This window comes from Bacillus sp. FJAT-28004, assembly GCF_001280845.1.
Taxonomy (GTDB): Bacteria; Bacillota; Bacilli; order Paenibacillales; family Paenibacillaceae; genus Pristimantibacillus.
The window spans coordinates 2,875,599-2,900,107 of sequence record NZ_LGHP01000001.1 but is presented as its reverse complement, the minus strand read 5'-3'; the positions used below and the strand labels follow the sequence as shown (position 1 = coordinate 2,900,107).

General features: G+C 44.2%; 19 protein-coding genes. 13 read left to right on the top strand and 6 right to left on the bottom strand.

Annotated elements, in window-relative coordinates; genetic code table 11:
- Window positions 1-19 precede the first annotated feature (19 nt).
- The 4 genes from AC787_RS12680 (at window position 20) to AC787_RS12665 (ending at window position 5,542) form a co-directional block, all read left to right on the top strand.
- Window positions 20-883: an ABC transporter permease gene (locus AC787_RS12680; RefSeq protein ID WP_082360979.1), complete on the top strand. Its 864-nt coding sequence runs from the start codon at window positions 20-22 to the stop codon at window positions 881-883.
- Window positions 884-926: 43 nt separating this feature from the next.
- Entirely contained in the window at window positions 927-1,829 is a 903-nt protein-coding gene (locus AC787_RS12675) for a carbohydrate ABC transporter permease (protein WP_054025123.1), read from the top strand.
- 72 nt (window positions 1,830-1,901) lie between these two features.
- Window positions 1,902-3,554: an extracellular solute-binding protein gene (locus AC787_RS12670; RefSeq protein ID WP_054025122.1), complete on the top strand. Its 1,653-nt coding sequence runs from the start codon at window positions 1,902-1,904 to the stop codon at window positions 3,552-3,554.
- A 1,562-nt stretch (window positions 3,555-5,116) separates the two neighbouring features.
- The gene (locus AC787_RS12665; protein ID WP_235560964.1) at window positions 5,117-5,542 is read left to right on the top strand and encodes a disulfide oxidoreductase; all 426 of its coding nucleotides are present in this window, start codon (window positions 5,117-5,119) and stop codon (window positions 5,540-5,542) included.
- A gap of 116 nt (window positions 5,543-5,658) precedes the next feature.
- Here the strand turns inward: AC787_RS12665 and AC787_RS12660 are convergent, their stop codons facing one another.
- Complete coding sequence (locus tag AC787_RS12660) at window positions 5,659-7,014, bottom strand: dipeptidase (RefSeq protein ID WP_054025121.1); 1,356 nt, start codon at window positions 7,012-7,014, stop codon at window positions 5,659-5,661.
- A gap of 246 nt (window positions 7,015-7,260) precedes the next feature.
- Between AC787_RS12660 and AC787_RS12655 the strand changes: the two genes are divergently transcribed.
- From AC787_RS12655 to AC787_RS12635, 5 genes are all read left to right on the top strand, one after another.
- Window positions 7,261-8,136 carry a DUF72 domain-containing protein gene (locus AC787_RS12655; protein WP_054025120.1) on the top strand — a complete coding sequence of 292 codons (876 nt, stop codon included), beginning with the start codon at window positions 7,261-7,263 and terminating at the stop codon, window positions 8,134-8,136.
- 60 nt (window positions 8,137-8,196) lie between these two features.
- The gene (locus tag AC787_RS12650; protein WP_054025119.1) at window positions 8,197-8,727 is read left to right on the top strand and encodes a hypothetical protein; all 531 of its coding nucleotides are present in this window, start codon (window positions 8,197-8,199) and stop codon (window positions 8,725-8,727) included.
- 76 nt (window positions 8,728-8,803) lie between these two features.
- Window positions 8,804-8,986 carry a hypothetical protein gene (locus AC787_RS34805; protein WP_235560963.1) on the top strand — a complete coding sequence of 61 codons (183 nt, stop codon included), beginning with the start codon at window positions 8,804-8,806 and terminating at the stop codon, window positions 8,984-8,986.
- A 31-nt stretch (window positions 8,987-9,017) separates the two neighbouring features.
- Window positions 9,018-9,911, top strand: coding sequence for a PhzF family phenazine biosynthesis protein (locus tag AC787_RS12640; protein WP_054025117.1), 894 nt, complete (start codon window positions 9,018-9,020; stop codon window positions 9,909-9,911).
- 276 nt (window positions 9,912-10,187) lie between these two features.
- Window positions 10,188-11,060, top strand: a complete 873-nt coding sequence (locus AC787_RS12635; protein WP_054025116.1) for an NAD-dependent epimerase/dehydratase family protein — start codon at window positions 10,188-10,190, stop codon at window positions 11,058-11,060.
- A 112-nt stretch (window positions 11,061-11,172) separates the two neighbouring features.
- Here the strand turns inward: AC787_RS12635 and AC787_RS12630 are convergent, their stop codons facing one another.
- The 5 genes from AC787_RS12630 to AC787_RS12610 all read right to left on the bottom strand — a co-directional run bounded on the left by AC787_RS12630 (window position 11,173) and on the right by AC787_RS12610 (window position 16,769).
- Window positions 11,173-11,832 carry a hypothetical protein gene (locus tag AC787_RS12630; protein WP_054025115.1) on the bottom strand — a complete coding sequence of 220 codons (660 nt, stop codon included), beginning with the start codon at window positions 11,830-11,832 and terminating at the stop codon, window positions 11,173-11,175.
- Window positions 11,833-12,091: 259 nt separating this feature from the next.
- The gene (locus AC787_RS12625; protein ID WP_054025114.1) at window positions 12,092-13,240 is read right to left on the bottom strand and encodes a DHHW family protein; all 1,149 of its coding nucleotides are present in this window, start codon (window positions 13,238-13,240) and stop codon (window positions 12,092-12,094) included.
- Between the two features lie 21 nt (window positions 13,241-13,261).
- Window positions 13,262-14,650: an MBOAT family O-acyltransferase gene (locus tag AC787_RS12620; protein ID WP_054025113.1), complete on the bottom strand. Its 1,389-nt coding sequence runs from the start codon at window positions 14,648-14,650 to the stop codon at window positions 13,262-13,264.
- Window positions 14,651-14,655: 5 nt separating this feature from the next.
- Complete coding sequence (locus tag AC787_RS12615; protein WP_054025112.1) at window positions 14,656-15,180, bottom strand: DUF4358 domain-containing protein; 525 nt, start codon at window positions 15,178-15,180, stop codon at window positions 14,656-14,658.
- Window positions 15,181-15,482: 302 nt separating this feature from the next.
- A complete protein-coding gene (locus AC787_RS12610) occupies window positions 15,483-16,769 on the bottom strand; it encodes a DUF3895 domain-containing protein (RefSeq protein ID WP_054025111.1) in 1,287 nt (428 codons plus the stop codon).
- 267 nt (window positions 16,770-17,036) lie between these two features.
- Here AC787_RS12610 and AC787_RS12605 point away from each other — a divergent pair, with 267 nt between their 5' ends.
- From AC787_RS12605 to AC787_RS12590, 4 genes are all read left to right on the top strand, one after another.
- On the top strand, window positions 17,037-17,693 hold the full coding sequence (locus AC787_RS12605; protein ID WP_054025110.1) for a pentapeptide repeat-containing protein: 657 nt from the start codon (window positions 17,037-17,039) through the stop codon (window positions 17,691-17,693).
- A 326-nt stretch (window positions 17,694-18,019) separates the two neighbouring features.
- A complete protein-coding gene (locus tag AC787_RS12600; RefSeq protein ID WP_054025109.1) occupies window positions 18,020-22,408 on the top strand; it encodes an S-layer homology domain-containing protein in 4,389 nt (1,462 codons plus the stop codon).
- 265 nt (window positions 22,409-22,673) lie between these two features.
- Window positions 22,674-24,068 carry a threonine synthase gene (thrC, locus tag AC787_RS12595; RefSeq protein ID WP_054025108.1) on the top strand — a complete coding sequence of 465 codons (1,395 nt, stop codon included), beginning with the start codon at window positions 22,674-22,676 and terminating at the stop codon, window positions 24,066-24,068.
- 173 nt (window positions 24,069-24,241) lie between these two features.
- Window positions 24,242-24,496: a hypothetical protein gene (locus tag AC787_RS12590; protein ID WP_054025107.1), complete on the top strand. Its 255-nt coding sequence runs from the start codon at window positions 24,242-24,244 to the stop codon at window positions 24,494-24,496.
- Window positions 24,497-24,509: the final 13 nt, after the last annotated feature.

The following is a 24,509-nucleotide window of genomic DNA, read 5'->3' as shown; positions in this document are numbered from 1 at the left end:
GCAATGGCAAGTACAGCTAATGATATTTCCAGCACTGATCTTTATACTCATTTTTAATTATTTTCCGATGTACGGCGTGTTGATGGCATTTCAGGATTACAGCTTATTTAAAGGCTTTTTTGGCAGCACATGGGCGGGTTTTAAACATTTCGAAATGTTTTTTAACTCGCCGGATTTTTATAGAGTCATTCGAAATACGATTGTGATCAGCTTGCTTAAGCTGGTCATTAACTTTCCGGCTCCGATCCTGCTTGCGCTAATGTTGAACGAAGTTAGAAACATGGCATTCAAAAGAATCATTCAAACGATTAGTTATTTACCCCATTTCTTGTCTTGGGTCATAGTGTCTGGCTTTACCATTTCGATATTGTCCGTTGATAACGGCAGCTTAAATATTTCGCTGCAAGCGCTTGGACTCATTGATAAGCCGATTAATTTCTTGTCGTTGCCTGAATATTTCTGGGGAATTATCGTGACGACGAATTTGTGGAAGGAAATTGGGTTTGCAACGATTGTATATTTGGCAGCGATTGCCGGAGTGAATCCGAGCTTGTATGAAGCGGCTTCTATTGATGGTGCAAGCAAATTTAAACAAATTTTCTTGATAACGCTTCCATCGATTACACCGGTTATTATTATTTTTCTGATTCTGAACATCGGAAGTTTATTGAATGCAGGGTTTGATGATTTGCTCTTGCTCGGAAGGAGTGCAATGCTTCGCGATGTGGCGGACGTTATTGATACGTATGCTTATCGGATAGGTATCATAAATAACCGATTCTCCTATGCGGCGGCAGTCGGCTTATTTAAAGCGATTATAAGTGTGGGCTTGCTGACGATCGCAAACTACATGGCTAGAAGAGCAGGTTCAAGTCTATGGTAAAGCACAGGAATCCTGTCAATATTCAGAAAAGTGGTGAAGCCTAGTGAAGCTGAGCAGCAGCGATAAAGTATTGCAAGTTTGTATTTATTTTTTACTAGTGCTACTAGGATTAGCTACGTTGTATCCGTTCTGGAATTCGGCGGTCATCTCCTTTAACGAAGGGCTCGATACGGCAAAAGGCGGAATAACGTTGTGGCCAAGAGTATTTACACTGGATAACTATCGAATCGTATTTCGAAATGAACGGATCATTGATGCTTTCTTAATCTCTGTGTCCCGTACGGTTGTCGGCACGTTGATCTCTATTTTTTTCACGGCTATCTTCGCTTACGGTTTGTCCGTTAAAGGCGTTATTGGTAAAAAATATTACATGATCTTTGCGATTATTACGATGTATTTCAGCGGGGGGCTTATTCCTTTTTATCTGCTGAACCGCGAGCTTGGCTTAATGGATACGTTCTGGGTAATGGTCATTCCGACAGCGGTAAGCGTGTGGAATATGATTATATTCCGTACCTTCTTTATGGGATTGCCCGATGGACTCGAGGAATCTGCGAAGATTGACGGGGCCAGCACGTTTGGGATCTTTTTCAAAATCGTACTTCCTTTATCAGGGCCTGTTTTGGCAACGCTTTCTTTGTTCACGGCTGTTTATCATTGGAATGATTGGTTTACGGCCACGATTTTTATTAATGATGCCAAGCTGTATCCGATTCAGACCTTACTGCAGCAAATCATGAACTCCAACACGATGAGCGAGCAGCTCTCGATTGCTTCACAAGGAAGCGGCGCTGCTTCAGATGCTTTAAGCAGAATGCAGAGTGTAACGAGCAAATCATTAACGATGGCAACGATGATGGTAGCGACGATTCCAATCGTTTTAGTGTATCCGTTCGTACAGCGTTTTTTTGTAAAAGGCGTAATGATAGGCTCCTTAAAAGAGTAATCTCGGTATTCGACCTTAACGCTTCGGCGAGGGGTATGAGTATATATATTAAAAATTGGGAGGCGTACGAACATGAAAGGAAAAAAGCTGCTAACCGCGCTTATGACCGTTGGTCTTGCCGGTACTGTGCTGCTAGCTGGTTGCTCCGGTAACAACGGCGGAAAGTCAAGCAACTCGGGCAATACAGGTAATGAAGGCACGAATAAAGCAGAGACTGGCAAAGGATTCGTTTTGGGGGAAACACCGGTAAACTTTTCTTATTATGTTCATTATGATTGGTGGACTACGGAGCCGTGGGGTGCTAATCCGAATAGTAAGTGGGTACAAGATAATCTGAAGGTAACCGTAGAGCCCATTCAATCAGGCGGCGCTGCAGCGCAAAAGCTGAGCACAATGATTGCATCCAAAGAGCTTCCTGGTGCCATTATGATGGATCGTGGACCTGAAGTAGAACGATTGAGAGCTGCGGGGGCACTTGTTCCACTAGATGATTATATTGAGAAGTACCCGAACCTGAAGAAGTGGGCGGGCGAAGAGACTCTAAATATGCTCCGCTCCAGCGACGGCAAAATCTATCAATTCCCGAACTGGTATACGGCAGCGCCTACTGGTAACGGCGGCTGGTTTGTGAACAAGAAGATTTACGCAGATCTTGGCTCACCGAAGCTTGAAACAACGGATGATCTGTATACTTACTTAAAGCAGGTTAAGGATAAATATCCGGATGTGATCCCATTAGAGGTAGGCGGCAATGGTTCAGGCGTAGAGGTTATGTTCCCTAGCTTCCAGGAGGGTGCAAATGGTGCGTTCCATTCGATGAAAGCATATCCGAATGGCGATAAGTTCGACACCATCTACAACAATGAAGCATGGAAAGAAACGATGCTGTACGCAAGCAAGCTATTTAGAGAAGGCCTTATGACGCAAGATGCAATGACACAAAAGGATGATCAAGTTAAAGAGAAGCTTGCAACGGGCAGAGTAGCTGTATTTGTTGGCGGTAACGCTACCAATATGGGACGCGAAGGCCATAACGCATTGAAAGCCAAAGATCCAAATGCAGGCTACGAATTTATTTGGCCAATCGCGAAGTCAGGCTTGGATAAAAACAAAATATATCCAAACGGCTATAACGCACTTGGCTGGAACGTCAATGTAATTACGACAAGCGCTAAAAACCCAGAAGGTATTTTCGCCTATTTGGATTGGGTGACAGGCGAGGAAGGTACACGCGTTATGTTCTTCGGACCAAAAGGCTTGTACTGGGATGAATACGATGCTGATGGAGCACCGATCCCGAACGACAAATGGTTCAGCACGCCGCAAGAAGAGAAGGACAAGGATAAGCTGGAAGCCTATGTATGGGCAGGAAACGCAACTTTTGTAGATACGAGCAAACAAAAAATCGAGCAAACGTTGCCGGAAGAACAACGCAACTGGGGTTCTTTGGCACAGCTTAACATCGCATGGAAAACATCGTTGAATATGACGCAATACAACAACATTGATCCGGCTCCAGAAACAGATGAAGGTATCATTAATCAGCAGGTAAACGAGACTGCAAACGAGTATTTCGGTAAAATTCTATTCGCAAAGAGCGATGCTGAGGTACTTAGTCTGATCGAGGAAGCGAAAAAGACAACAAACTCGCTTGGATTCGAGAAAGTGAATGAATACCGTACAGCAAGATGGCAAGAAAACCTTGCTTTGATCAACGGTAAGTAATGAGAGTGAGCTACTCATTAACATGAATAGCGATTGAGCGCGGCAATGGAGAAGGTCTGCTCCTAGGTAGGATTATCTACCTGGGAGTGGGCCTTCTTTTTTTGTTTTGTGAGGGTTAGTTTGTGGTTGTAAGAGCGAAAATGTGCTTACAGTTTGGAACGGCTCGTTCGCCTACGCCGAAATGATGCTGTAAGCACACATGGGTTCTTACAGCGGTCAAACTAAGGTTACTTTGAAGCTGTAAGAGCAAATACGTGCTTACAGCGGACAAAAGCTCGTTCTCCTACGCCGAAATGATGCTGTAAGCACACATGGGTTCTTACAGCGGTCAATCTAAGGTTACTTTGAAGCTGTAAGAGCAAATACGTGCTTACAGCGGACAATCGCTCGTTCGCCTACGCCGAAATGATGCTGTAAGCACACATGGGTTCTTACAGCGGGTAAACTAAGGTTACTTTGATGCTGTAAGAGCAGATACGTGCTTACAGCGGACAATCGCTCGTTCGCCTACGCCGAAATGATGCTGTAAGCACGCATGGGTTCTTACAGCGGTCAAACAGAGGTTACTTTGAAGCTGTAAGAGCAGATACGTGCTTACAGGTCCGAATCGGACGTCCTCCCACGCCGAAATGATGCTGTAAGCACACATGGGTTCTTACAGCGGTCAAACTAAGGTTACTTTGATGCTGTAAGAGCAGATACGTGCTTACAGGTCCGAATCGGACGTCCTCCCACGCCGAAATGATGCTGTAAGCACGCATGGGTTCTTACAGCGGTCAAACTAAGGTTACTTTGATGCTGTAAGAGCAGATACGTGCTTACAGGTCCGAATCGGACGTCCTCCCACGCCGAAATGATGCTGTAAGCACGCATGGGTTCTTACAGCGGTCAAACTAAGGTTACTTACAAGCTGTAAGAGCAAATACGTGCTTACAGCGGATAATCGCTCATTCGCCTACGCCGAAATGATGCTGTAAGCACACATGGGTTCTTACAGCGGTCAATCTAAGGTTACTTTGAAGCTGTAAGAGCAAATAAGTGCCTTACAGCGGACAAACGCTCGTTCGCCTACGCCGAAACGATGCTGTAAGCACACATGAGTTCTTACAGCGGTCAATCTAGGTTACTTTGAAGCTGTAAGAGCAAATACGTGCTTATAGTGGACAATCGGTCGTTCGCCTACGCCGAAATGATGCTGTAAGCACAAATGGGTTCTTACAACGGTCAATCTAAGGTTACTTTGATGCTGTAAGAGCAGATACGTGCTTACAGGTCCGAATCGCACGTCCTCCCACGCCGAAATGATGCTGTAAGCACACATGGGTTCTTACAGCGGTCAAACTAAGGTTACTTACAAGCTGTAAGAGCAAATACGTGCTTATAGCGGACAATCGCTCGTTCGCCTACGCCGAAATGATGCTGTAAGCACACATGGGTTCTTACAACCCACAAATATAAATCACATGCAATAGCCCTTTAGAGTCATGTTTTTACCCTCCCTATCGAGGGAGAATAGTAGATAGAAAATAGAATTATAATCTACTGAAGATGAGGCGAACAATTTGGAAGAAGATTTGGCAAAGAAAAAATCATTTTGGTTATTTATCGCTTGGGCTGCTGCTGTACTGGCAACGGCGGGCAGCTTGTATTTGAGTGAAGTCATGCATTTTGCGCCATGCAGCTTATGCTGGTTCCAGCGTATATTCATGTATCCATTAGCACTAATACTAGGAATTGCCTACTCTAAGGGAGATGAAGGCATCGTTTCGTATGCTCTGCCTTTAGTTGTTATTGGAGGAGGCTTCTCGCTTTATCATACCGTGCTGCAAAAGCTGCCGCATGATTCTAAGCTTGCAGCGTGCGGCCCTGTTTCCTGTCAGGGTGATTATTTGAACTGGTTTGGGTTCATCACCATTCCGATGCTGGCTCTCGCGGCATTTTTGATTATTTTGACGGCGCTGCTTCGCTTGCGGAAGCTTCATAAATAGTCATGATCTTTTAAAAAAGGCAGCTGAGCATCTCAAAAAATGAGTAGCTCAGCTGCCTTTATTCCGTCAAAGCTACTTCAGCGTCCAAAAGACGCTGAAGGCGTTTTTGCTTGGCTTTAAAGCTGTTTCAGAAATTCAACAATCGTTAGAAGCCCCTTGTCAAAGTTCTCAAGGTTGAAATGCTCATTAGGAGCATGCAGATTTTCGTCTGGAAGTCCGAAGCCCATCATGACAACGGGAGCGCCTAATACGCGTGAGAACGTCTCGACAATTGGAATCGATCCGCCATCCTTCGTGAAGAGCGCGCGAGTGCCGTACACTTTTTCATAAGCATCGGCTGCCTTTTGGAGCATAGGATTTGATGGGTCCATGTCGAAGGCACGAGCTTTTTCACCGCGTTTAATAATAAGTTTTGCGCCTGATTGAACATGCGATTCCAGATGAGTTACAATTCGTTCTAATACTTGGGCTGGGTCTTGATCGCCAACTAAACGACAAGTGATTTTGGCATGAGCTTCTTTTGGAATGACCGTTTTCGAGCCCTCGCCTTGAAACCCGCCATACACTCCGTTTAGTTCAAGAGTGGGTCTAGCGCCTGTTCGCTCAACAAAGGAATATCCTTCTTCCCCGTACAACGCTTCAAGATCGAGATTCGTTCTTAATTCTTCTTCATTATGATTTTGCTTCAAAAACTCTTCACGCATAACGGAGGTAAGCTCTGGTACACCTTCATAGAAACCTTCGATTGCAACTCGGCCCTGGTCATCATGCAAAGAGCTCAGCAAGGAGATCAATGCGTGAAGTGCGTTAGGAACGCCGCCGCCGAAAGTACCCGAATGCAGATCGGTATTGGCGGTAACTATCGTTACTTCAAGGGAGCACAGTCCGCGCAGGCCAGTAGAAATAGCAGGTTTTCCTTTTTCGAGAAGCGATGTATCTGATATGACAATGACGTCTGCTTTCAGCTTGTCCGCATTCGTTTCCATAAAGGTCGGCAGATTAGGGCTTGAAATTTCTTCCTCGCCTTCAATACAAAACTTCACGTTTACTGGAAGGGCGTTTTCTTGGCTTAGAAGCGCCTCAACCGCCTTTACATGCAAGAAGAGCTGCCCTTTATCATCTGTTGCACCACGAGCATATAACTTGCCATCGCGGATGGTTGGCTCAAAAGGTGGAGTCTCCCAAAGGTTAAGAGGATCTACTGGCTGCACATCGTAATGACCGTAGATGAGTACCGTCGGTTTGTCTGGAGCATGGATATGCTCGGCGTACACGATTGGATGCCCTGCAGTAGGATGGATCTCCACATTCTCAAGTCCAGCCTTCTCTAATTTGGCAGCAACCCATTTTGCCGCTTCATTCATGTCATTTTTATGATTGGATAAAGCTGAAATACTCGGTATCGTCAAAAATTGTTTCAGCTCATCCAAATGTTGTTCTCTCAGGTTCTGAAAATAGGATTCGTAGCTCATTGTACATTGCTCCTTACATTTGTTATAGACTAAGTATACGTCTACGAACCAATAAGTAAAACAGCTGCAAAATTAAATTTGCTAGTTGCAGGCAGCAGCAAACTGCGGCAATATTGTTTTTCTATGATTTGGCCACATTTTAGAAACGTGGTTTTTTTATTACAAGGAGAATAGTAGATTAGTATAATAGGAATAATTAAATGATAGATGAAGCTCAAAGATTGAATGTATACACGAGGTGATCATATGATTTCAATTGGTCTTGCAGGATGGGGTGATCATGATCAGCTATATGCCCCTGTTAGCAAAGCGGGCAGTAAGCTCCGACAATATGCAAAACATTTTCCGTTAGTAGAGGTAGATAGCACCTTTTATGCCATACAATCTAAAGAGCGATTCAGCAAATGGCTGGCGGATACGCCGGAATCACTTCACTTCGTAGTTAAGGCTTATCAGGGTATGACCGGACATCAGCGAGGCCAGGCGGTACCGGCTTCGGAGACGAATGAAATGTATGCGGCATTCCGGCAAATGCTGGAGCCCGTGATAGAGTCAGGCCGATTGACGGCAGCCTTGTTCCAGTATCCGCCATGGTTCGATTGTACACTTGGCAATGTGCGAATCCTTAGGGAGACAAAAGCACGAATGAATGGAATTCCTTGCGCGCTCGAATTCCGCCATCAAAGCTGGTTTTCACAGGAGTATAAGGAGAAGACGTTGGATTTCATGAGGCAGGAGCAGTGGATGCATAGTGTTTGTGATGAGCCGCAGGCTGCAACAGGCTCCATTCCGATCGTTCTCGTGGCAACGGATTCACAATCGACTATCGTCAGGTTTCATGGACGCAATGTGTCTGGCTGGAATCAAGCCAGTGCGCCGAATTGGCGTGAAGTTCGTTATTTGTACTGCTACAGTGAGGAAGAGCTACAAGATTGGGCGAATAAGCTGCGGCTGCTGGAGCAGCAGAGCGAGCATGTTTATGTCATTTTTAACAACAACTCCGGAGGAGATGCGGCAGACAACGCGAAGAGGATGATGGAGATACTGGGACTGACTCGCCCAAACGGAGAAAGCCCGAATGAGCCGCCGCCTCCTATCATCGAGCAGTTGGATTTATTTTAGAATGACGAAGACATTTCAATTAAGACAAAAACATCGGGTTATCCTCGAAGGAGGCTTGATATGAATCAGAAATGGAGCCTAAAGAAAACAGTTATAAGTGTCGGTTTGTTCATTCTGATCGGATTGGCTATATCCGTGACAGTCTGGTATCGAATGACGGACCCGTTAGTGAATAACGGACTTCAACGAATCAATAATGAGGATGGACAGGTCGAAGAGTATGTCGTTGAACTAAGCAATGAAGGTTATCAGAAAGTCGACATTATGAATGTAAAAGTAAATGGAGAAGATCGATCGGATATCGTTCAACTCGGCATCTCTTATGATTCTGGTCATATGGTGCAAGTTCTACCGAGTCCGGATCCAGCTACTCAGTTTATGGATTTATCAGCCTCTTCTATATACCCAGCACTTTCTCAAGAGGAGTTTCATACAGCACTAGAGAAAAAAGAACATACACCCATGCAATACGGCCTCCGAATCCGCTATGAAAATCAGCCCATACAAAACGTAACCATCACATACAAATATTTAGGTTTTACCAAAACGAAAAACATAACGAAATGGTTTAATTCTGATTCTCTTCATTAAGAGACCATGGATATTTAAAGGAAATAGTCTTTTTCGAACCTTGGAAGGCGACGACGTAAAATCATTTATCAGCCTTATGAACCAACAGGGCCCTTATAATGAATTTCAAACGGATCAGATTCGTCAATTGACGGTCTTGCTTAACATGGATCAGACATTAGGACTAAACTACGGAATCTTGGAAAAAGACGGAGAGTTTGGGCAGGCTCATATCGAAAGTAAGCTGCCTACAGAGATCGCTCGTTATTTTGAGGAATAAAATTTATGCGCAAGTAGGCGGAGGGATGTTTGTGAGAGCAATAATGGTCTATCATTTCGATGCATTTAGTAACATTCCTAATATGGGGAACCCTGCGGGAGTTGTATTGAATGGTGATCATCTCTCAGAAGAGCAGATGTTAGCAATCGCGGAAAAAGTAGGTTTCAATGAAACGGCATTTCCGCTGAAATCGGATAAGGCTGATATTCGAATTCGTTATTTTACACCAGGCCATGAAATAAATCTTTGTGGTCATGCAACGATGGCAACGATTTATGCGCTGAAAACGAAAGGGTTGCTTGATCATCCATCTGAATTCACGATTGAAACAAAAGCTGGCATTTTGCCGATAAGAATCCATTCCGATATAAATGATGAGCCTCGAATCACGATGCGGCAAGCCGCTCCTCAATTTCAGCCATTCCATGGTTCTTTTGCAGATTTGGCTCATTCCATGGGAATTGAAGAGGGGGATATCGAGACGGAGCTCCCTACATTGTATGGAAGTACCGGCGCATGGACCTTATTAATTCCTATAAAAAATCTTAGTGCTTTCAAAAAAATGAAGCCAAATAATTCGCTGTTTCCGGATATATTGAAAGAAATGCCTAGGGCGTCAATCCATCCGTTTTGTTTAGAAACATACGATGTGAATGCACAAATGCATGCTCGTCATTTTTCATCGCCCTTTTCAGGAACGATTGAAGATCCTGCGACAGGTACGGCTTCCGGTGTAATGGGTGCATACTATGCAAAGTACATAGACAAAAACTCCGAAGAATCATTTAATCTTGTTGTTGAACAGGGTCAAGAGATCGGTCGCAATGGCAGAATTGGAGTATTTGTAACAAGGAACGATGATCAGCTTGATATTGAGATTATTGGTAATGCTATTTATGTTAATGAATTTGAGGTCCATCTGTAATGAGACGAGTATAAGATTTGGAGAAGGGGGGATGAACATCTCCTCTTGTTTTCGTACCGACTTTGTAACATGTAAGTTTATAGGTTACCTCCAGGTTACTAACTAAAAAGAAAGTGCGTACTTCATATTTCTATTTAGATGTACTATTATTAAACCTGTTAAGGATCAGGCATAGTAATAGACTAATTGTTCCGGTATTGTTGGAAGCGTTATCATATCGTTATATAACTATGCGGTGTCATTCTACATTACTATTAAATTGACGGAGTGATGAAAATGAAAATTGTTGTGACAGGAGCTGCGGGCAATGGAGGTCAGGCCGTATGCAAAGCATTGACTCAAGCTGGTTATACCGTTCGGATGGCAGACGTTATGCCTCCTCAGTCTGATGAATTGAAACAACTTGAGTTCGTTAGATGTGATATCAGGACACCAGGCGACGTACAGCGAGCGGTAGCTGGTATGGATGCCGTTGTTCACCTAGCAGCATGGCATTGCGCACACACTCCGCCGGTTAGTGATGAAACCATTTTTTCCGTTAATGTAGATGGTACTTTTTATCTTTTAGAAGCATGCAAGCAAGCTGGTATTAATGCCATTGTCTATGCGTCTTCAATGGCATTCGGATGGGGATCGGTTTATGGTGTTAGTAAAGTAATCGGGGAGGATCTCTGCAGGGCTTATTATGAAATGACAGGCGCTTCGATCGCGATGCTGCGCTATCATGAATTTATTCCTCGGCCATACTTAGAGTTTGGGGAACGACTGCTTCGCAATGGAGTAGATAGACGGGATGTAGCGACAGCTACAGTTGCTGCTGTCAAAGCAGCTTTAGAAAGAAAGATAGGGCTATTTCGCACGATAGTACATACCAATCATAATATGCCGCTAGATGTTGTTCAAAACTTCAGTGAGCTTGGTGCTGAATGGTGTGAGACACATGTACCGGGTGCAAGCCGCTTGTTGAAGAAGTATGAGATTTCTCTGCCTAAGCAGGTCGAGCAGCATGATCTGTCAGAGGCAGAAAACACACTCGGATGGAAACCGGTATATGGTTTTCTTGAATTTATGAGAGACTTAAAGAGTAGAGATGAAAAAGGGATAGATGTTACTAAACTATGGGTTCCTTCAGAAATTCCACCAGAATAGATTCAATAGTGAACGGCAGCACATTGATTCCATGACCATTGCCGTTATATTATCGAATGTCAAAGCCGATGTTCTCTAGAGAACATCGGCTTTTAGGTTTAGATGGGTCTACTTAATTAACTGGAATCAGCGAATCAAGGAATTCACTGATCTGGAGTTTGTATTCACCCCATAGATAATCACTATTCTCAATGATCAATTTTGGAATGGCCCAATGATCAACAATTGCACGAACAAATGCCTGACTTTTTGCCCAGACCTCCGCAGCCTGTTGGAAATCCTCATCCGTGTGCAGGGAGACGGGTCCCCATTCATTTCCTCTTACGCTGCAAATAAATCGCCATTGTTTCTCAACGTCCAATTGATAATAGTAAATAAGGCTTGGTGTCAGTGGTGTCAGTATCTTCTGTAGTGAAGAAGAAAAGTCGAGAAGTTTGCGTTTATCCATACCCATCAGGTGAGCGACACTAATGGCATCTTGAAAAAACACACTTTCAATAATAATGACTTCATGGTCACTGTTCAGTTGAGCTTGAACAAAATCGCGATAACGAGCGGTAAGAAGTTCTATGAACTGATCCGCTTCTTCTTCATTTGCGAAAGAACTGAAATCCATTCCTTGTAAGAGAAGGGGATGAAGTGTTTCCTCTTCTAAAAAACATCTTGCTGCTACTTGCCTTGAAGTTAACGTATCTAAAATGGATTTAGCTGTTGTCGTTTTTCCGGAGCCAGGAATACCTTCAATAATAATTAATCTTTTTTGTTTACTCACGTATATACCCTCCCTAAATTATATTTAATTAGGAAGGAGTACTCTTGGCTTCAGGCAGGAAAAATTAAAATTCGCATTAATTTTCACAATTTAAACCTCCAATGTAGGTGACTTAGCATTTATATTCGGTTAGTTTCAGTCATTTTCCTTTTTTCTCATCCTATTTCTGGGAGGTAGTAAGCTAGAAAAGCGCCAAATAAAATAGGAGCAGCCCCCCAGAGGCTGCTCCTTTCTGTTACGCATCAATTCCAGCTCACCCTTAATACTTCAGCTTCAATAAATTGCGTTCCGCAATAAAGGTCGTCGTATTGAAGAGTAAGAGCACATCATCAATCTTATTGGCTTCCATATAGTCACTAATGTTACCGTTATAGTAGCGAATGTCGATCACATGGATATCCTCTACATGCTGCGTCAGAAAAGGGAGGAAGCTGTGCGCGTACGAATCTTTAATAACAAGCAGCTTCTTCTTATCGACTTGCTTCGGAGGAAGCTCGCTATGAAGCGTCATCAATGCGTGCACGCCGCCAAGGAAATACGAGTACTTATCCTTTTTTGCCAAATAGCTTGAATCATACATGGTGGTAAAGGTTTCGTCTGTATCAGCGACATACATGTCTGTTGTAATTCCGTTGTTAGCTTTGTAGGCCTCAATGGAGTCAGGTGTTAAACCGCTGAACTGACCACGTGTGTGATAGCTGCCTAAAAAGGAATGGGTAACGGTCTCGATGTCGAAATCTTTCTCGGCAGCAGGTGTCCAGCCCATCTTCTCTGCGTAAGCGACATAGGCAAGATATGCGCCATAGGTCGTCCAGTGGTGATCAGTTTTGTAATAAAGCGGTTTGGTGCTGCCGGATTCAGGCTTCAGAAAATCGAATCCGTCGATAAATGACAGACTCTCCTTTACCTGATTAGCGATAAAACTATTTACCTTCGTTTGCGGATAAGCATCAGCCAGCCACGGCAGCCGTTCTGGATATAGGCCAATGGAGGTTGGGGCTAGCATAAAGGTGATGTTAGCATTAGGGTGGTTTTGTGCAAACTTTTTCACCGCTGCCGTATATTCTTCTAATTCTTTATCGTTCGGTTTATCAAACTTCTCGAACAAATAACCGTCAGAGCCTTTGTATATGCCGTTATTTTCCTGCTGCAGGCGAAGCTGCTCGAGCACAGACTTCGTCCATACCCAGTGAGTCCGGAAAGGGAAATGATCGGTTACGTAGTTTTCCGTATCATCGGCAAACTTCTTTGACCAAAGATTATCCCAATTCAGCTCAGGTGATTTCTGGAGCGTGCGATTCTCAACGTCTGAGAATGCTTGTACGGGCAGTATAAAAAATAATAACGACATAGCAAATAGGATACTGACGAAGCCCCACACAAAAACGTGGTCCGTCTTCTTGCTCAAAACCGTCAGCCTCCTTTTCCATTAGAAACGGAAATATAGAAATGGGTTAAACGTCGCATCAACTAAGTAAGCCACGGACATAAAGAAAAGCAAAGCATGCCAGCCCAGCTGTAGAACCGGACGAGCACTTCGGCCTTCCTTGAGCGTTCGCTTGGGCAAGGATGCAAGCACTAATAATACGATTAAAATAGCATTTGTATATAACAAATATAAGGTTTCATTATTCCATAATGGCTGATCATTGGCACCAAACATAGCAGCAAAGTAAGTACCCATATTAGATAGATCGTCAAAGGCAAAGAATACCCAGCCGATCAAAATGAGCAGCAGCGCGTACAGATGCCTAACCCAAGCAGGCATTCGCTGCAAGAGCTTTAGACCGAACCATTTCTCGAACACAAGTACAACTCCGAAGTATAAGCCCCAAAGCAAAAAGTTCCAGCTTGCTCCATGCCAAATGCCGGTCAGCAGCCATACGATCATAATGTTACGAAGCTGTATCCAAGGGCCTTTGCGGTTACCTCCAAGCGGTATGTACACATAGTCCCGGAACCAGGTGCTGAGTGATATATGCCAGCGTCGCCAAAAATCAGTAATGCTTTGAGCCGTATAAGGACGATTGAAGTTTTCGTTAAACCGGAAGCCAAACATCATGCCAAGCCCAATAGCCATATCGGAATAACCGCTGAAATCAAAATAAATTTGGAAGGCAAAGGCGATAATACCGAGCCAAGCAGTCAGTGCAGGCATCGTATCTGCTCCTGTGCTTGATATCGTATTCCATAGCAGTCCAATATTGTTTGCAAGCAGCACTTTTTTGGCCAATCCAATAATAAACCGTCTAACGCCTTCGGCGAATAGCGGAGTGTTCACTGTGCGATGGCGCAATTGCTCGGCAATCGTGGAATATTGAACGATGGGTCCTGCGACAAGCTGAGGGAACAAAGCGACAAACGTTCCGAAGTCAATCCAGTTGCGTTGTGCCTTTGCTGTGCCTCTATAAACATCAATAATGTAGGACATCGATTGAAAAGTATAAAAGGAGATGCCGATTGGCAAGGCCAAGTCAGTCAGCGGTATTTGTGTACCTAATAGTGCATTCACATTGTTAATGAGAAAATCAGCGTATTTAAAATAACCAAGCAAGGTTAAGTTTACGATGATAGAGGCGACGACAATCCATTTCCGCTGCAGGCTGCTCCGCTTCGGATTGCTAAGAACGAGTCCGAAGCAGTAGTCAGTAACCGTCGAGAGCAGCATGATTGCAATGTACACGGGCTCGCCCCATGCATAAAATACGAGGCTTGTGGCGAATAAAACTAAGTTTTTAATTCGCCACGGAGACACGAAATACAACAGCAATACAGCAGGAAGAAATAGAAATAGAAAAAGTAGACTGCTGAATACCATACTTCTTATTTTTTGGCGAAGAAGGAATCGAATTCAGTCACAAATTTATCCGCATCTTCAGAGATTACGAAAAAGGCGTAATTGCCCTTCGTTACAAGCTTATAGTTTTTTGCGTTCTCATATTGATCCGGCAAATAAGTTTCAAACGATTTTTGAACATCCGCAGCACGCTTCTCGATGCCGTCTTCTACAGCTGCAAGGTCTTTAGCATCCTTCACTTTGAATACCGCTATTTCATTTGTTTTAATATTTATCATAGGTGACATAATTGTATATTCTTCCAAAATAGCTGGATCAAAGTAATACATTTGTTTGACCATATCGCCAGTCATTTCACCTAATGCTGGTTGCTGGATTTTGGCCAACATGCCGTCAACCATTTCTTTAGTCTTTTTTGTCGTTACGAATGATTCTTCTTTGTTGCCAGATGTATTGGAATTAGTTCCTGAATTTGAGTTCGAACCAGAGCATGCAGTCAGCACCAAACCTAACACAATGACAAGTATAAATGCGAAATAACTTTTTTTCATCGTAATCAATCTCCTCGGTGTTATTTATTTTATCAAGTTTAAAAACGGAAAGTAATTAGTTAATGTTGCAGTTTTAATTATTATGGTAAAAAATAACGTTAATAATTCATGAGAAAATGTTTGATTAATTCGAGAGAGAAATGAGTGATTACGCGGAGTTTTTACCATTATGAGAGGCTTAACCATGAAGCAGCTATGCTTGCAATGGTCAAGCTCTCACAAAAAAAACGGGGACTATAGAGTCGTTTCAAAATTGAAATTCGATGTGATATAAAAGCTTGGTTTACGCTCATCCAAAAACGTTATTGTGGAGCCTTCGTGTTCGTATAGACACGATCATCCGAGTTGCCCAGCACAAGCTCGCAAAGGCCTGTTGCTGAAAGCTTGTCCAAATAAGCCGCCACAGCAATATAGATGCCAGGCTTGCCGGTAGACATCCTCGTATCATTTACGAGCTTCTGTTCTATTAAGAAGTTAGAGATAGCTAAAGTACTGATGCGTCCATATTTGAGAGCATCATCCACGACGCGCTGAGCTGGCTGTGACAAATAAAAGGGACTTGATTTCTTGGCGTTCGAGCTGCTTAGCTCGGCTTCTCTAATCGCGGCGGCGCCTAATTTCTTGCCTGCTTCCTCAAACGCGAAAGCATCTTGATTAACCGAAGGCTCATCAAACACAAACGCGCCTTGGCTCTCCTCTATCTCATCGAAGACGAATGCGCCTTGACTGTGTTCGATTTCATCGAACACAAACGCACCTTGACCGTCATCGGTATTCTCAAAGCTGAGAACACCCTGCGTAACATCGTTTTCTCCAAAGTTAAAGGAGCCTTGCTTTGCCTTTTTATTTCCGGGAATGTCAGCAGGCTCGCTGCTATTCTCGATAATGTCATTGCCATAACCGAAGTCGCTTGGAATGTTCGCGGTGTCAGGTATTGGCTGTTCATCCTCTTCCGATGAGGAATGATCATAGAATGTTAAAGCTGCTGCTATTCGCTTCTTCCTGCTTGCTAGGTCGAGTTCATGCAATCTTCTGCGGATACGTGACAGCTGTCTCTCCAGAAGCGGAAGCTTGGCATCTAGGTGTGCCTGAATGTCGGTAGGTACTTCAAGATCAGCTGGCAATGGCAAAAAAAGATGCTGATCGAGCTGCCAGCCATCTCTATATTTGCATAACATCTCGTTCATCTCGCCATCGAGAATATCGAATCCTTTCATAATATCGGATATGGCTTTCGCATCGATTCCAGTGTGCAATTGTAAATGCTCGATACCAAAGTAGCGGATCGTATTTGTAGGGAGATGAAGCACCTGATGCTGGTACCGCAAGGAACGGCCGCATTCACATTTAGTGTGAGGAGACACTTCGCCGCTATCGGTAAATCCTATATAGTCCCATTCTTCAATGAACGATTCAATATCCTCGAACTGTGCATCCTCAGGAATGAACTGGCATTTTTTTCGGGCGAGCTGTCGTGCAAACAAGGTTCTTCTGCCTCTAACTAGCTCATGGTGCAAAAAATGTCGTTGCTCCTCCGACAGTGTTCCCATTATGTTATCGCGCTGCTCCAGCGACATTTCATATTTCATAACACACCTCTATTCCGTCTTAAAAGGGAACTTCCCCTTTTATTGCATACTTTAAACACATATTTATTCACATTATAGATGGGGGAGCAGAAGAAGTCATTAGCGATGCCAAACAATACACCTCATTACCCGTCTTTTCATGGCAATTAATCCTCATCACTTAGATTTGTCTATATTGAAACGAAATCGTCCTATCGTGATTTGTAGGTGTATAATATAAAGAAACGGATGGAATCTATTTTATAATAAAGGCAGGTTATCATACTTATGTCTAGTAAAAAAGAGAAAATTGAAGCTCCCAAAATACCTAGCGAATTGCAATCCTTAGATGTTCCCGATTACGAATGGGCGGATGAGATTGAGATTAGCGACAGTATCATTCAAGATTGCGGCGTACATAATCAATCGGCTTATAAACCTTGCTTTGATCGAGTGGTGTTTAACAATGTGTCGTTCCGAGCGACGAGCCTGAGAAAAGCGGAATTTACCGATGTTCGTTTTGAAAACTGTGATTTATCAAATATCGACCTGAGCGAAGCGGTTTTTCACAGGGTCTCCTTTCTTAATTGCAAGCTGCTTGGCATGGATATAACAGGATCAATGCTGCGAAACGTATGGTTTGATCAATGTGTTGCGGATTACGCTGTCCTGCGCTTCACGAATGCAAAAGGCGTTAAATTCGAGAAAAGCTCGTTAGCCAAAGCGGACATGTCGAATATGACATTAGCTAATTTCTTTCTGCATGAAGTAAATATCGATCAAGCGCAGCTGTCACAGACCAAGCTTGGCGGTATCGATATTAGCAGCTGCGAATTTAACAGCTTAGGCGTTGCGCTTGAGGATTTGCGGCGCTGTATCATTTCGCCTGCGCAGGCGATAACAATGGCGACAATTTTTGGACTTGTCGTCAATGATGGAACATAATGGTGAGCAGAAGATGACCTCTGCAACCAAGCAGGGGTCATGATTTTGTAATGGAATACGGAAGGAAGGGGCTTGCCGCAAGGCAGCCTTTTTTCTGTTTTACACTTGTACATTTTGATTGAGACAGGTGAAATAAACAAACCTGAGTGAACATAACTGCTTGATTCCTGCATGGAATAGGCGGTCTAATGGAAGTTCACTGCTGTTCATATTGTTCAGTTGAAGAGACCGTACAGCTAGGCTAACATTCATGGAGACGTTCTAATCAACACGATCTGCAAGCGCATACATAAAGAGCGGATACTCAAATTAAAGGAGGAATTCGATTGTTGCAAAGAAAGAAATGGCTGTCTTTGGCGCTATGCTTCTCTCTACTAGCAAGTTTTCTAACCTCGCTTGCCCCTGTGAATGCAGCAAGTGAAGGGCTGGAAGAAGCATCTTCTGTCACTGACGATTTTACAGAGCAGGAGCTGAAGGATAACGACTACATTTTATATTTCGTTAATGCAGGTGATTCAACTCCGACGACGGTTGAAGGAAACGACAAGCTGGGCTTGTATAGCTCGGTTACGGAGCAGGTATACGGGGTTGATCCCATCACATCTAAATCATGGGGCTTGGTGACGACAACTAGCGCCACAAATGTTCGGGATGCAACGACGAAGTCGGGATCGTTAAGATATTATAACGGTACGCAGGTTAGAGATAAGGCGTTAGCCTACGATTTTGAGCTGCCAGCAGGTGAATACGACGTGACATTTGGATTTAATAACCCATGGAGCGGAAGAAGCGTGAATCTGCTGCTAGAAGGGGACAACGTTTCCGGCGGTGATTTTGCTATTGGCGGTGAGGGGGCTGAGAAGTCGGTTACCTATCGTAAAGTTAGTGTGACCGATGGGTTGTTAAACGTAAGGATACAAGGGCCGGCAACAGCTGCGCTTTCTAATTATAACGATCCGCTTATTAATTATCTTATCATTAGACACAATATCACGGTTCCGCTAGCAGATTTAGAGAATAAGATTACAGCTGCTAGAGCTGAAGCGGCAAACACAGAATATACGCCATACAGTCTCGCAGCACTGAACGAGGTCATTCAAGAGAGTGATTCAGTTCTGCAATCCCTTGTAGACAGCGGTGCAGATATTACGGATCTTGTTATTCAAGAGCAGATCATCGCGGCTATCGCCGCTTTGAACAAAGTGATATCGGAGCTCGCGGTTAAAGAGGTGTACGATTCTTTTAAACCCGGTGCTGTCTGGAGAGATACGAACGGGGCGCTCATTCAAGCGCATGGCGCGGGCATGATGTTTGATGAGAATACAAAAACCTATTACTGGTATGGCGAGGATAAAACGTATGGTTATTTGCCGGCCAGAGGAGTAAGGGTATATGCCTCAAAGGATCTATACAATTGGGAGGATCACGGGCTTGCGCTTACAGCGATCGGTTCCGCCGATGATTTTGTAAATGATCCGCTCATTTCAGAGTTATATGCTGGCCGAACGGACCAAGCTGATATTTTGAACGATATTGGAACGGACCGCATCATTGAACGTCCAAAAGTTATTTATAACGATCATACAAAAAAATATGTCATGTGGATGCACACCGATGGCCCAAGCGCTACATCGACAGCCAACTATGCGAAGGCAGAAGCCGGCTATGCGCTTAGTGATTCTCCGCTCGGACCTTTTGTCTATCAGGAAAGTCATCGCATGGATCAAGCACCTAAGGGAGCAACCGATAACGGACAGCCGAATCAGCCAGGCATGGCACGGGATATGACGTTATTCAAAGATGATGATGGTACTGCCTATTTGGTTTATTCAAGCGAAGAAAATTTAACGATATATATATCGAGGCTCAATGATTCCTATACGGATGTCGTTGGCTGGCATAAGGATGGCAACGAGGAGCGAGATACGGAATACAAAGCGGTACATGGCGAGGATTATGTGCGCGTGTTCCCGCTTGCTCAGCGCGAAGCACCGGCACTTTTCAAGTATCAAGGAAAATACTACATGATTACATCCGGTGCGACGGGCTGGGCTCCGAACGTGGGCAAATATACGGTTGCCGACAACATCATGGGACCGTGGAAGACGATGCGCGATGTTGCGCCAAGCAGTTCAACAACCTTCGGCTCACAGAGTACACAGGTTATAACGGTGGACGCGGCTGCAGGGAAATTCATCTATATGGGAGACCGTTGGAACCAAAACGATCTTGCGAATTCCCGCTACATTTGGCTGCCGATAGAATTTGGTCAAAATGATGAAATCGCCCTTCAATGGCATGATGAATGGTCGCTTGATTTGCTCGACACCATGGGGAGGGTGACGGTGAATACTGCGCTTCCTACAAGTACAACGATTGGCAAGATGCCAGCGCTTCCGACTACTGTACAAGTGACCTTATCGGATGGAACGGTGAAGGACACGCCGATTAGCTGGAACATAAGTGAAGCGGCATTTAAGATTCCAGGAACAGTGCGTGTCAGCGGCATACTGACTCAGTTATCCAATAAGAAGATCGAACATCAAATATATGTGATTCCAGAGGGCAGCACTTATTTTGTCCATGCAGGAGGCGCGGAAACGTCAGATTATAAAGACATCGCTACGTTGATCGGTGAGGATCATTTGCTTAACGGAAACGTTATTGATCAGAAATACGATCCGGCGAACAATCAAAGCTGGGGTTATATCGGAGATAATACGCTGACGTCCGGTACGAGCAGCGGCAATATTTTTAATGGATTGCGTTATTTGAAAAGCAACGCCGGCGATGATCTGTCGTATCGCTTCGACATGGATAATGGGAGCTATGATGTCTATGTAGGTTTATACGACCCATGGTCCCAATATTCAAACGGGAAGCGGATAGCCGATATTTTGTTGAACGGTTCAGTAAAAACAAGCGGGTATGTTTTCTCGGACGCAAGCGATGTGCTTAGCTATGGCAATATATCCGTTGAAGACGGAAAGCTCGAGCTGACGGTGCATAGAGCTGCGAACGCAGGTGCTTCAAGCTCCGATCCGCAAATCAGCTGGATCATGATAACGGATAGCAAGGGCGATGTTGTTGAACCTCCGACGTCCTCTGAGTCAGAGCTGATCGTCCATTATGACATGAGCAAGCTGGAAGGCACTTCGGTCATTGACCAGACTGGCAAATACAACGGCGAATGGGTTAATCCTGAGAACGCGGAGTGGATTAAGACGGATGCAGCAGGAGCAATCAGCTTTGCTGGCGGCAATACAAGTTCTTATATTGAAATGCCGCAGGGTATTTTGGATGGGCTGACGGATGTTACGGTATCGGCTCTTGTGAACTGGAAAGGTAAGAACAGTGCAGAATGGCTGTTTGCGCTCGGACAGGACGATACACATTATTTGTATATGACGCCAAAATATAATGCGGACAGCACGGCGCGATTCGGCATCGCAACGAATGGTTGGCGCAATGAAGTGACGACGAAAGCGCCGCTGCTTCAATCAGATGAATGGAAGCTCGTAACGGCAGTTATGTCCGGTGTAGACAACAAGCTGACGCTGTATGTAGACGGCCAGTTAGCCTCGTCCGGCACTGCAGGAGGCTTTACTCTTGACCAAATTAACAAAAAAGACGGTATTAGCGGTTTTATCGGAAAATCCTTTTATGCTGGGGACGCTTATTTTGGCGGTATGATCGCAGATTTCCAAATCTATGACGGCGCGCTGCTTGCCTCTGAAGTGAGCGAGCTCAAGACGGCGGCCGATCAAAAGCTGGCAAGCATGGAGGCGCTGCTGCTTCAGCATGCGGCGGATCAATTAGACGCTCTGAGCTTCCTTGGCGAGAATGGCAGCAAGGATGAAGTGTTAACGAATCTTGAGCTGCCAACGACTGGATTGCACGGAGCGTCCATTACATGGCAATCAGATAATGAGTCGTTTATTAGCAATAGCGGTGCGGTTACGCGGCCTGCTTCTGATAAGAGAGATGAAGGGGTAACGCTGACCGCTGCTTTAACGGATGGAAAGTCGACTGTAACAAGAACGTTCACGTTCACCGTGTTAAAACAGCCGGACCCATCGCCGAGCCCGAGTCCAGATCCAACACCGAGTCCGACGCCGAACCCTGGAACAAACCCAACACCAAGTCCAAGTCCAGATCCAACGCCAAGCCCGGAGCCGCAGCCGCATTTCAAGGATACAGCAGGGCACTGGGCAGCAGCATCCATTAACAAGCTGTCGGACAAAAACATATTGGGCGGTTTTCCAGATGGCAGCTTTAAACCTAATCAGGAAATGAGCAGAGCGGAATTTTCAGCTGTTATTTACAGATTGCTTGGCTTCAAAGCAGAAAGCAGTGAATCTGGCTTCGGAGATATTACGCCTACTGCTTGGTATAATAAATATGTGAACGGTTTACATGCTGCTGGAATTATAACTGGCTTTGATGATGGCAGTTTCAAGCCGAATCAGGAAATGACGAGAGAGGAAGCATTCGTTATTTTGTATAGAGCGGTTAAAGATCAATTAATCGTTGCTTCAGGAGCGGCCAAACCATCGTTTGCAGATGAGTCAGGCGTGTCCAGCTGGGCCAAAGAAGCTTTAGCAGCATTAGCGGAAGCGGGTATCATTAAAGGTTATGAGGATGGTTCTATCAGGCCAAAAGAGAAGATTACTCGCGCCGAAATTGCATCCATTGTAGCAAACTTCGTCAAATAACAGGTTTAACGAGAGACATCCCAAAAGAAGGGATGTCTTTCGTTTATTTAAATATAAGACAGTATATTATTATTTTCTCATACTTATCTTATATTTCATCGTCTAAGCTGCTTCAGCGTCTAAAGAACGCCGAAGGCGTTTTAGCTTGTTAAACGATAAAAATGATATACTGTTGTGAAAACAATCGATTATTATGGAAAACGATGATATGATTTAATTAACGAAATTTGACGATAAATGTGCGCATGTAGGAGGCTATTTACAGATGGAGTACATCAGTACAAGAGGAAATGTTGGCAAAATAGGATTTATCGATGCGTTTATGATGGGCTTAGGCAATGATGGCGGCCTGCTTGTTCCGAGCGAAATTCCAGTTATTTCAGCAGAAACATTGAAGGAATGGCAGGATCTTAGCTATCAAGAGCTTGTGCTTGCTATATTCTCGCATTTTACGAATGATGAGATTCCAGCACAAGATTTGAAAGATATGGTGTACGCGAGCTATGCTACTTTCCGTGACCCGGAAGTAACGCCTGTTCGCAAGCTGAAGGATGATCTTTATTTGCTGGAGCTGTTCCATGGACCAACCTTCGCTTTTAAAGATATCGCACTTCAGTTTATGGGTCAGCTTTATACGTACGTAGCATCGAAGCAAAATAAAAAAATTCATATACTCGGGGCGACTTCCGGCGATACGGGAGCTTCGGCAATCGAGGGCGTTAAAGGCAAGGACGGCATCAAAATTTGTATTCTTCACCCGCATGGCAAAGTAAGTAAAGTACAAGAGCTTCAAATGACGACGGTTCAGGATGATAATGTACTGAATCTATCCGTAGATGGCAACTTCGACGATTGTCAGCGCATGATTAAGGATTTGTTCGCTGATCTTGATTTTAAAGCTAACAATCAGCTTGCAGCTATTAACTCCATCAATTTTGTTCGCATATTGGCGCAGACGGTTTATTATTTCTACGCGTACTTCCAAGTGGTGAAGATGACGGATGCGAAGCAGGTCAACTTTAGCGTTCCGACAGGCAATTTCGGTGATATTTTTGCAGGTTACCTAGCGAAGCGTATGGGACTTCCAGTAGGCAAGCTAATTCTAGCGACGAACGAGAACAATATTTTGGAGCGCTTTATTCTTGAGGGCGTGTACAAGCCGGGAGATTTCCGCAGCACGTACAGTCCATCGATGGATATTCAAGTAGCAAGCAACTTTGAGCGTTACTTGTATTATGTTCTTGGCGAGGATGCAGCTCAAATTCGCAATCTGATGGATCAGTTCAAAGCCGAAGGACAAATCGTCATTTCCGGCGATGCTCTGAGCAAAGTACAAGCAGAATTTGGTGCGCATGGCGTACAAGGGCAAGAGTGCCTCAGCACGATTAAGAAATATGAAGCGGAAAACGGCTACCTGCTTGATCCGCATTCGGCTTGCGGCGTCGCTGCAGCTGACAAATACAGCCATGAGCAAGGGATAACGATTTCGCTTGCAACGGCTCATCCGGCTAAGTTTAACGAAGCCATCGAGCTTTGCGGCATCGAGCAGCAATTCCCTGAGCAAATCGCTTCGTTGTTCAACAAAGAACAGCGCCAAACTCGCGTAGACGGTTCGCTTGCAGCGGTCGTTAGCGAATTGGAAGAATTCTATAACGCATAATAATGTTCCAATGATTCCGAAACCACGAAAGGCTGTAGTAAAGAAGGATTTCTCTTCTTGCTGCAGCCTGTTTTTGTTTAAACTTATGTTATAATTTCCATATTAAATAAGGTGCTGATTCCTATTTTGGAAGACGTGTCACTAGAAATGTGCAAATGAGTGAGGGATAGTCTGTGAATGATTTCAACAAATTCAATCGAGAGAAATGGAGTAAGTTAAGAACAAAGGGAAAGCTGCCATACGCCATTAGATGGGTGCTTTATTTATTGTTTTATATTTTATTTATTCAGGGTTTACTCATTGTACTTGATCGTAAAAGTGTGGATGAAATCGAAATAGGACCTATTATTTTTATTTCTGTTATTGTGGGCGTTGCTGTTTCTATGATTAGATGGTCTGTTTTCGAGAAAAAATATAAACAGGAATAGATTTTGAATAAGG

Excerpts from the sequence above, each read along its gene's own strand:
- AC787_RS12670 (WP_054025122.1), top strand. The coding sequence starts at position 1,902 with ATGAAAGGAAAAAAGCTGCTAACCGCGCTTATGACCGTTGGTCTTGCC.
- AC787_RS12680 (WP_082360979.1), top strand. The coding sequence starts at position 20 with ATGATATTTCCAGCACTGATCTTTATACTCATTTTTAATTATTTTCCG.
- AC787_RS12650 (WP_054025119.1), top strand. The coding sequence starts at position 8,197 with ATGAATCAGAAATGGAGCCTAAAGAAAACAGTTATAAGTGTCGGTTTG.
- AC787_RS12610 (WP_054025111.1), bottom strand. The coding sequence starts at position 16,769 with ATGAAATATGAAATGTCGCTGGAGCAGCGCGATAACATAATGGGAACA.
- AC787_RS12620 (WP_054025113.1), bottom strand. The coding sequence starts at position 14,650 with ATGGTATTCAGCAGTCTACTTTTTCTATTTCTATTTCTTCCTGCTGTA.
- AC787_RS12635 (WP_054025116.1), top strand. The coding sequence starts at position 10,188 with ATGAAAATTGTTGTGACAGGAGCTGCGGGCAATGGAGGTCAGGCCGTA.
- AC787_RS12615 (WP_054025112.1), bottom strand. The coding sequence starts at position 15,180 with ATGAAAAAAAGTTATTTCGCATTTATACTTGTCATTGTGTTAGGTTTG.
- AC787_RS34805 (WP_235560963.1), top strand. The coding sequence starts at position 8,804 with ATGAACCAACAGGGCCCTTATAATGAATTTCAAACGGATCAGATTCGT.
- thrC (WP_054025108.1), top strand. The coding sequence starts at position 22,674 with ATGGAGTACATCAGTACAAGAGGAAATGTTGGCAAAATAGGATTTATC.
- AC787_RS12655 (WP_054025120.1), top strand. The coding sequence starts at position 7,261 with ATGATTTCAATTGGTCTTGCAGGATGGGGTGATCATGATCAGCTATAT.
- AC787_RS12660 (WP_054025121.1), bottom strand. The coding sequence starts at position 7,014 with ATGAGCTACGAATCCTATTTTCAGAACCTGAGAGAACAACATTTGGAT.
- AC787_RS12605 (WP_054025110.1), top strand. The coding sequence starts at position 17,037 with ATGTCTAGTAAAAAAGAGAAAATTGAAGCTCCCAAAATACCTAGCGAA.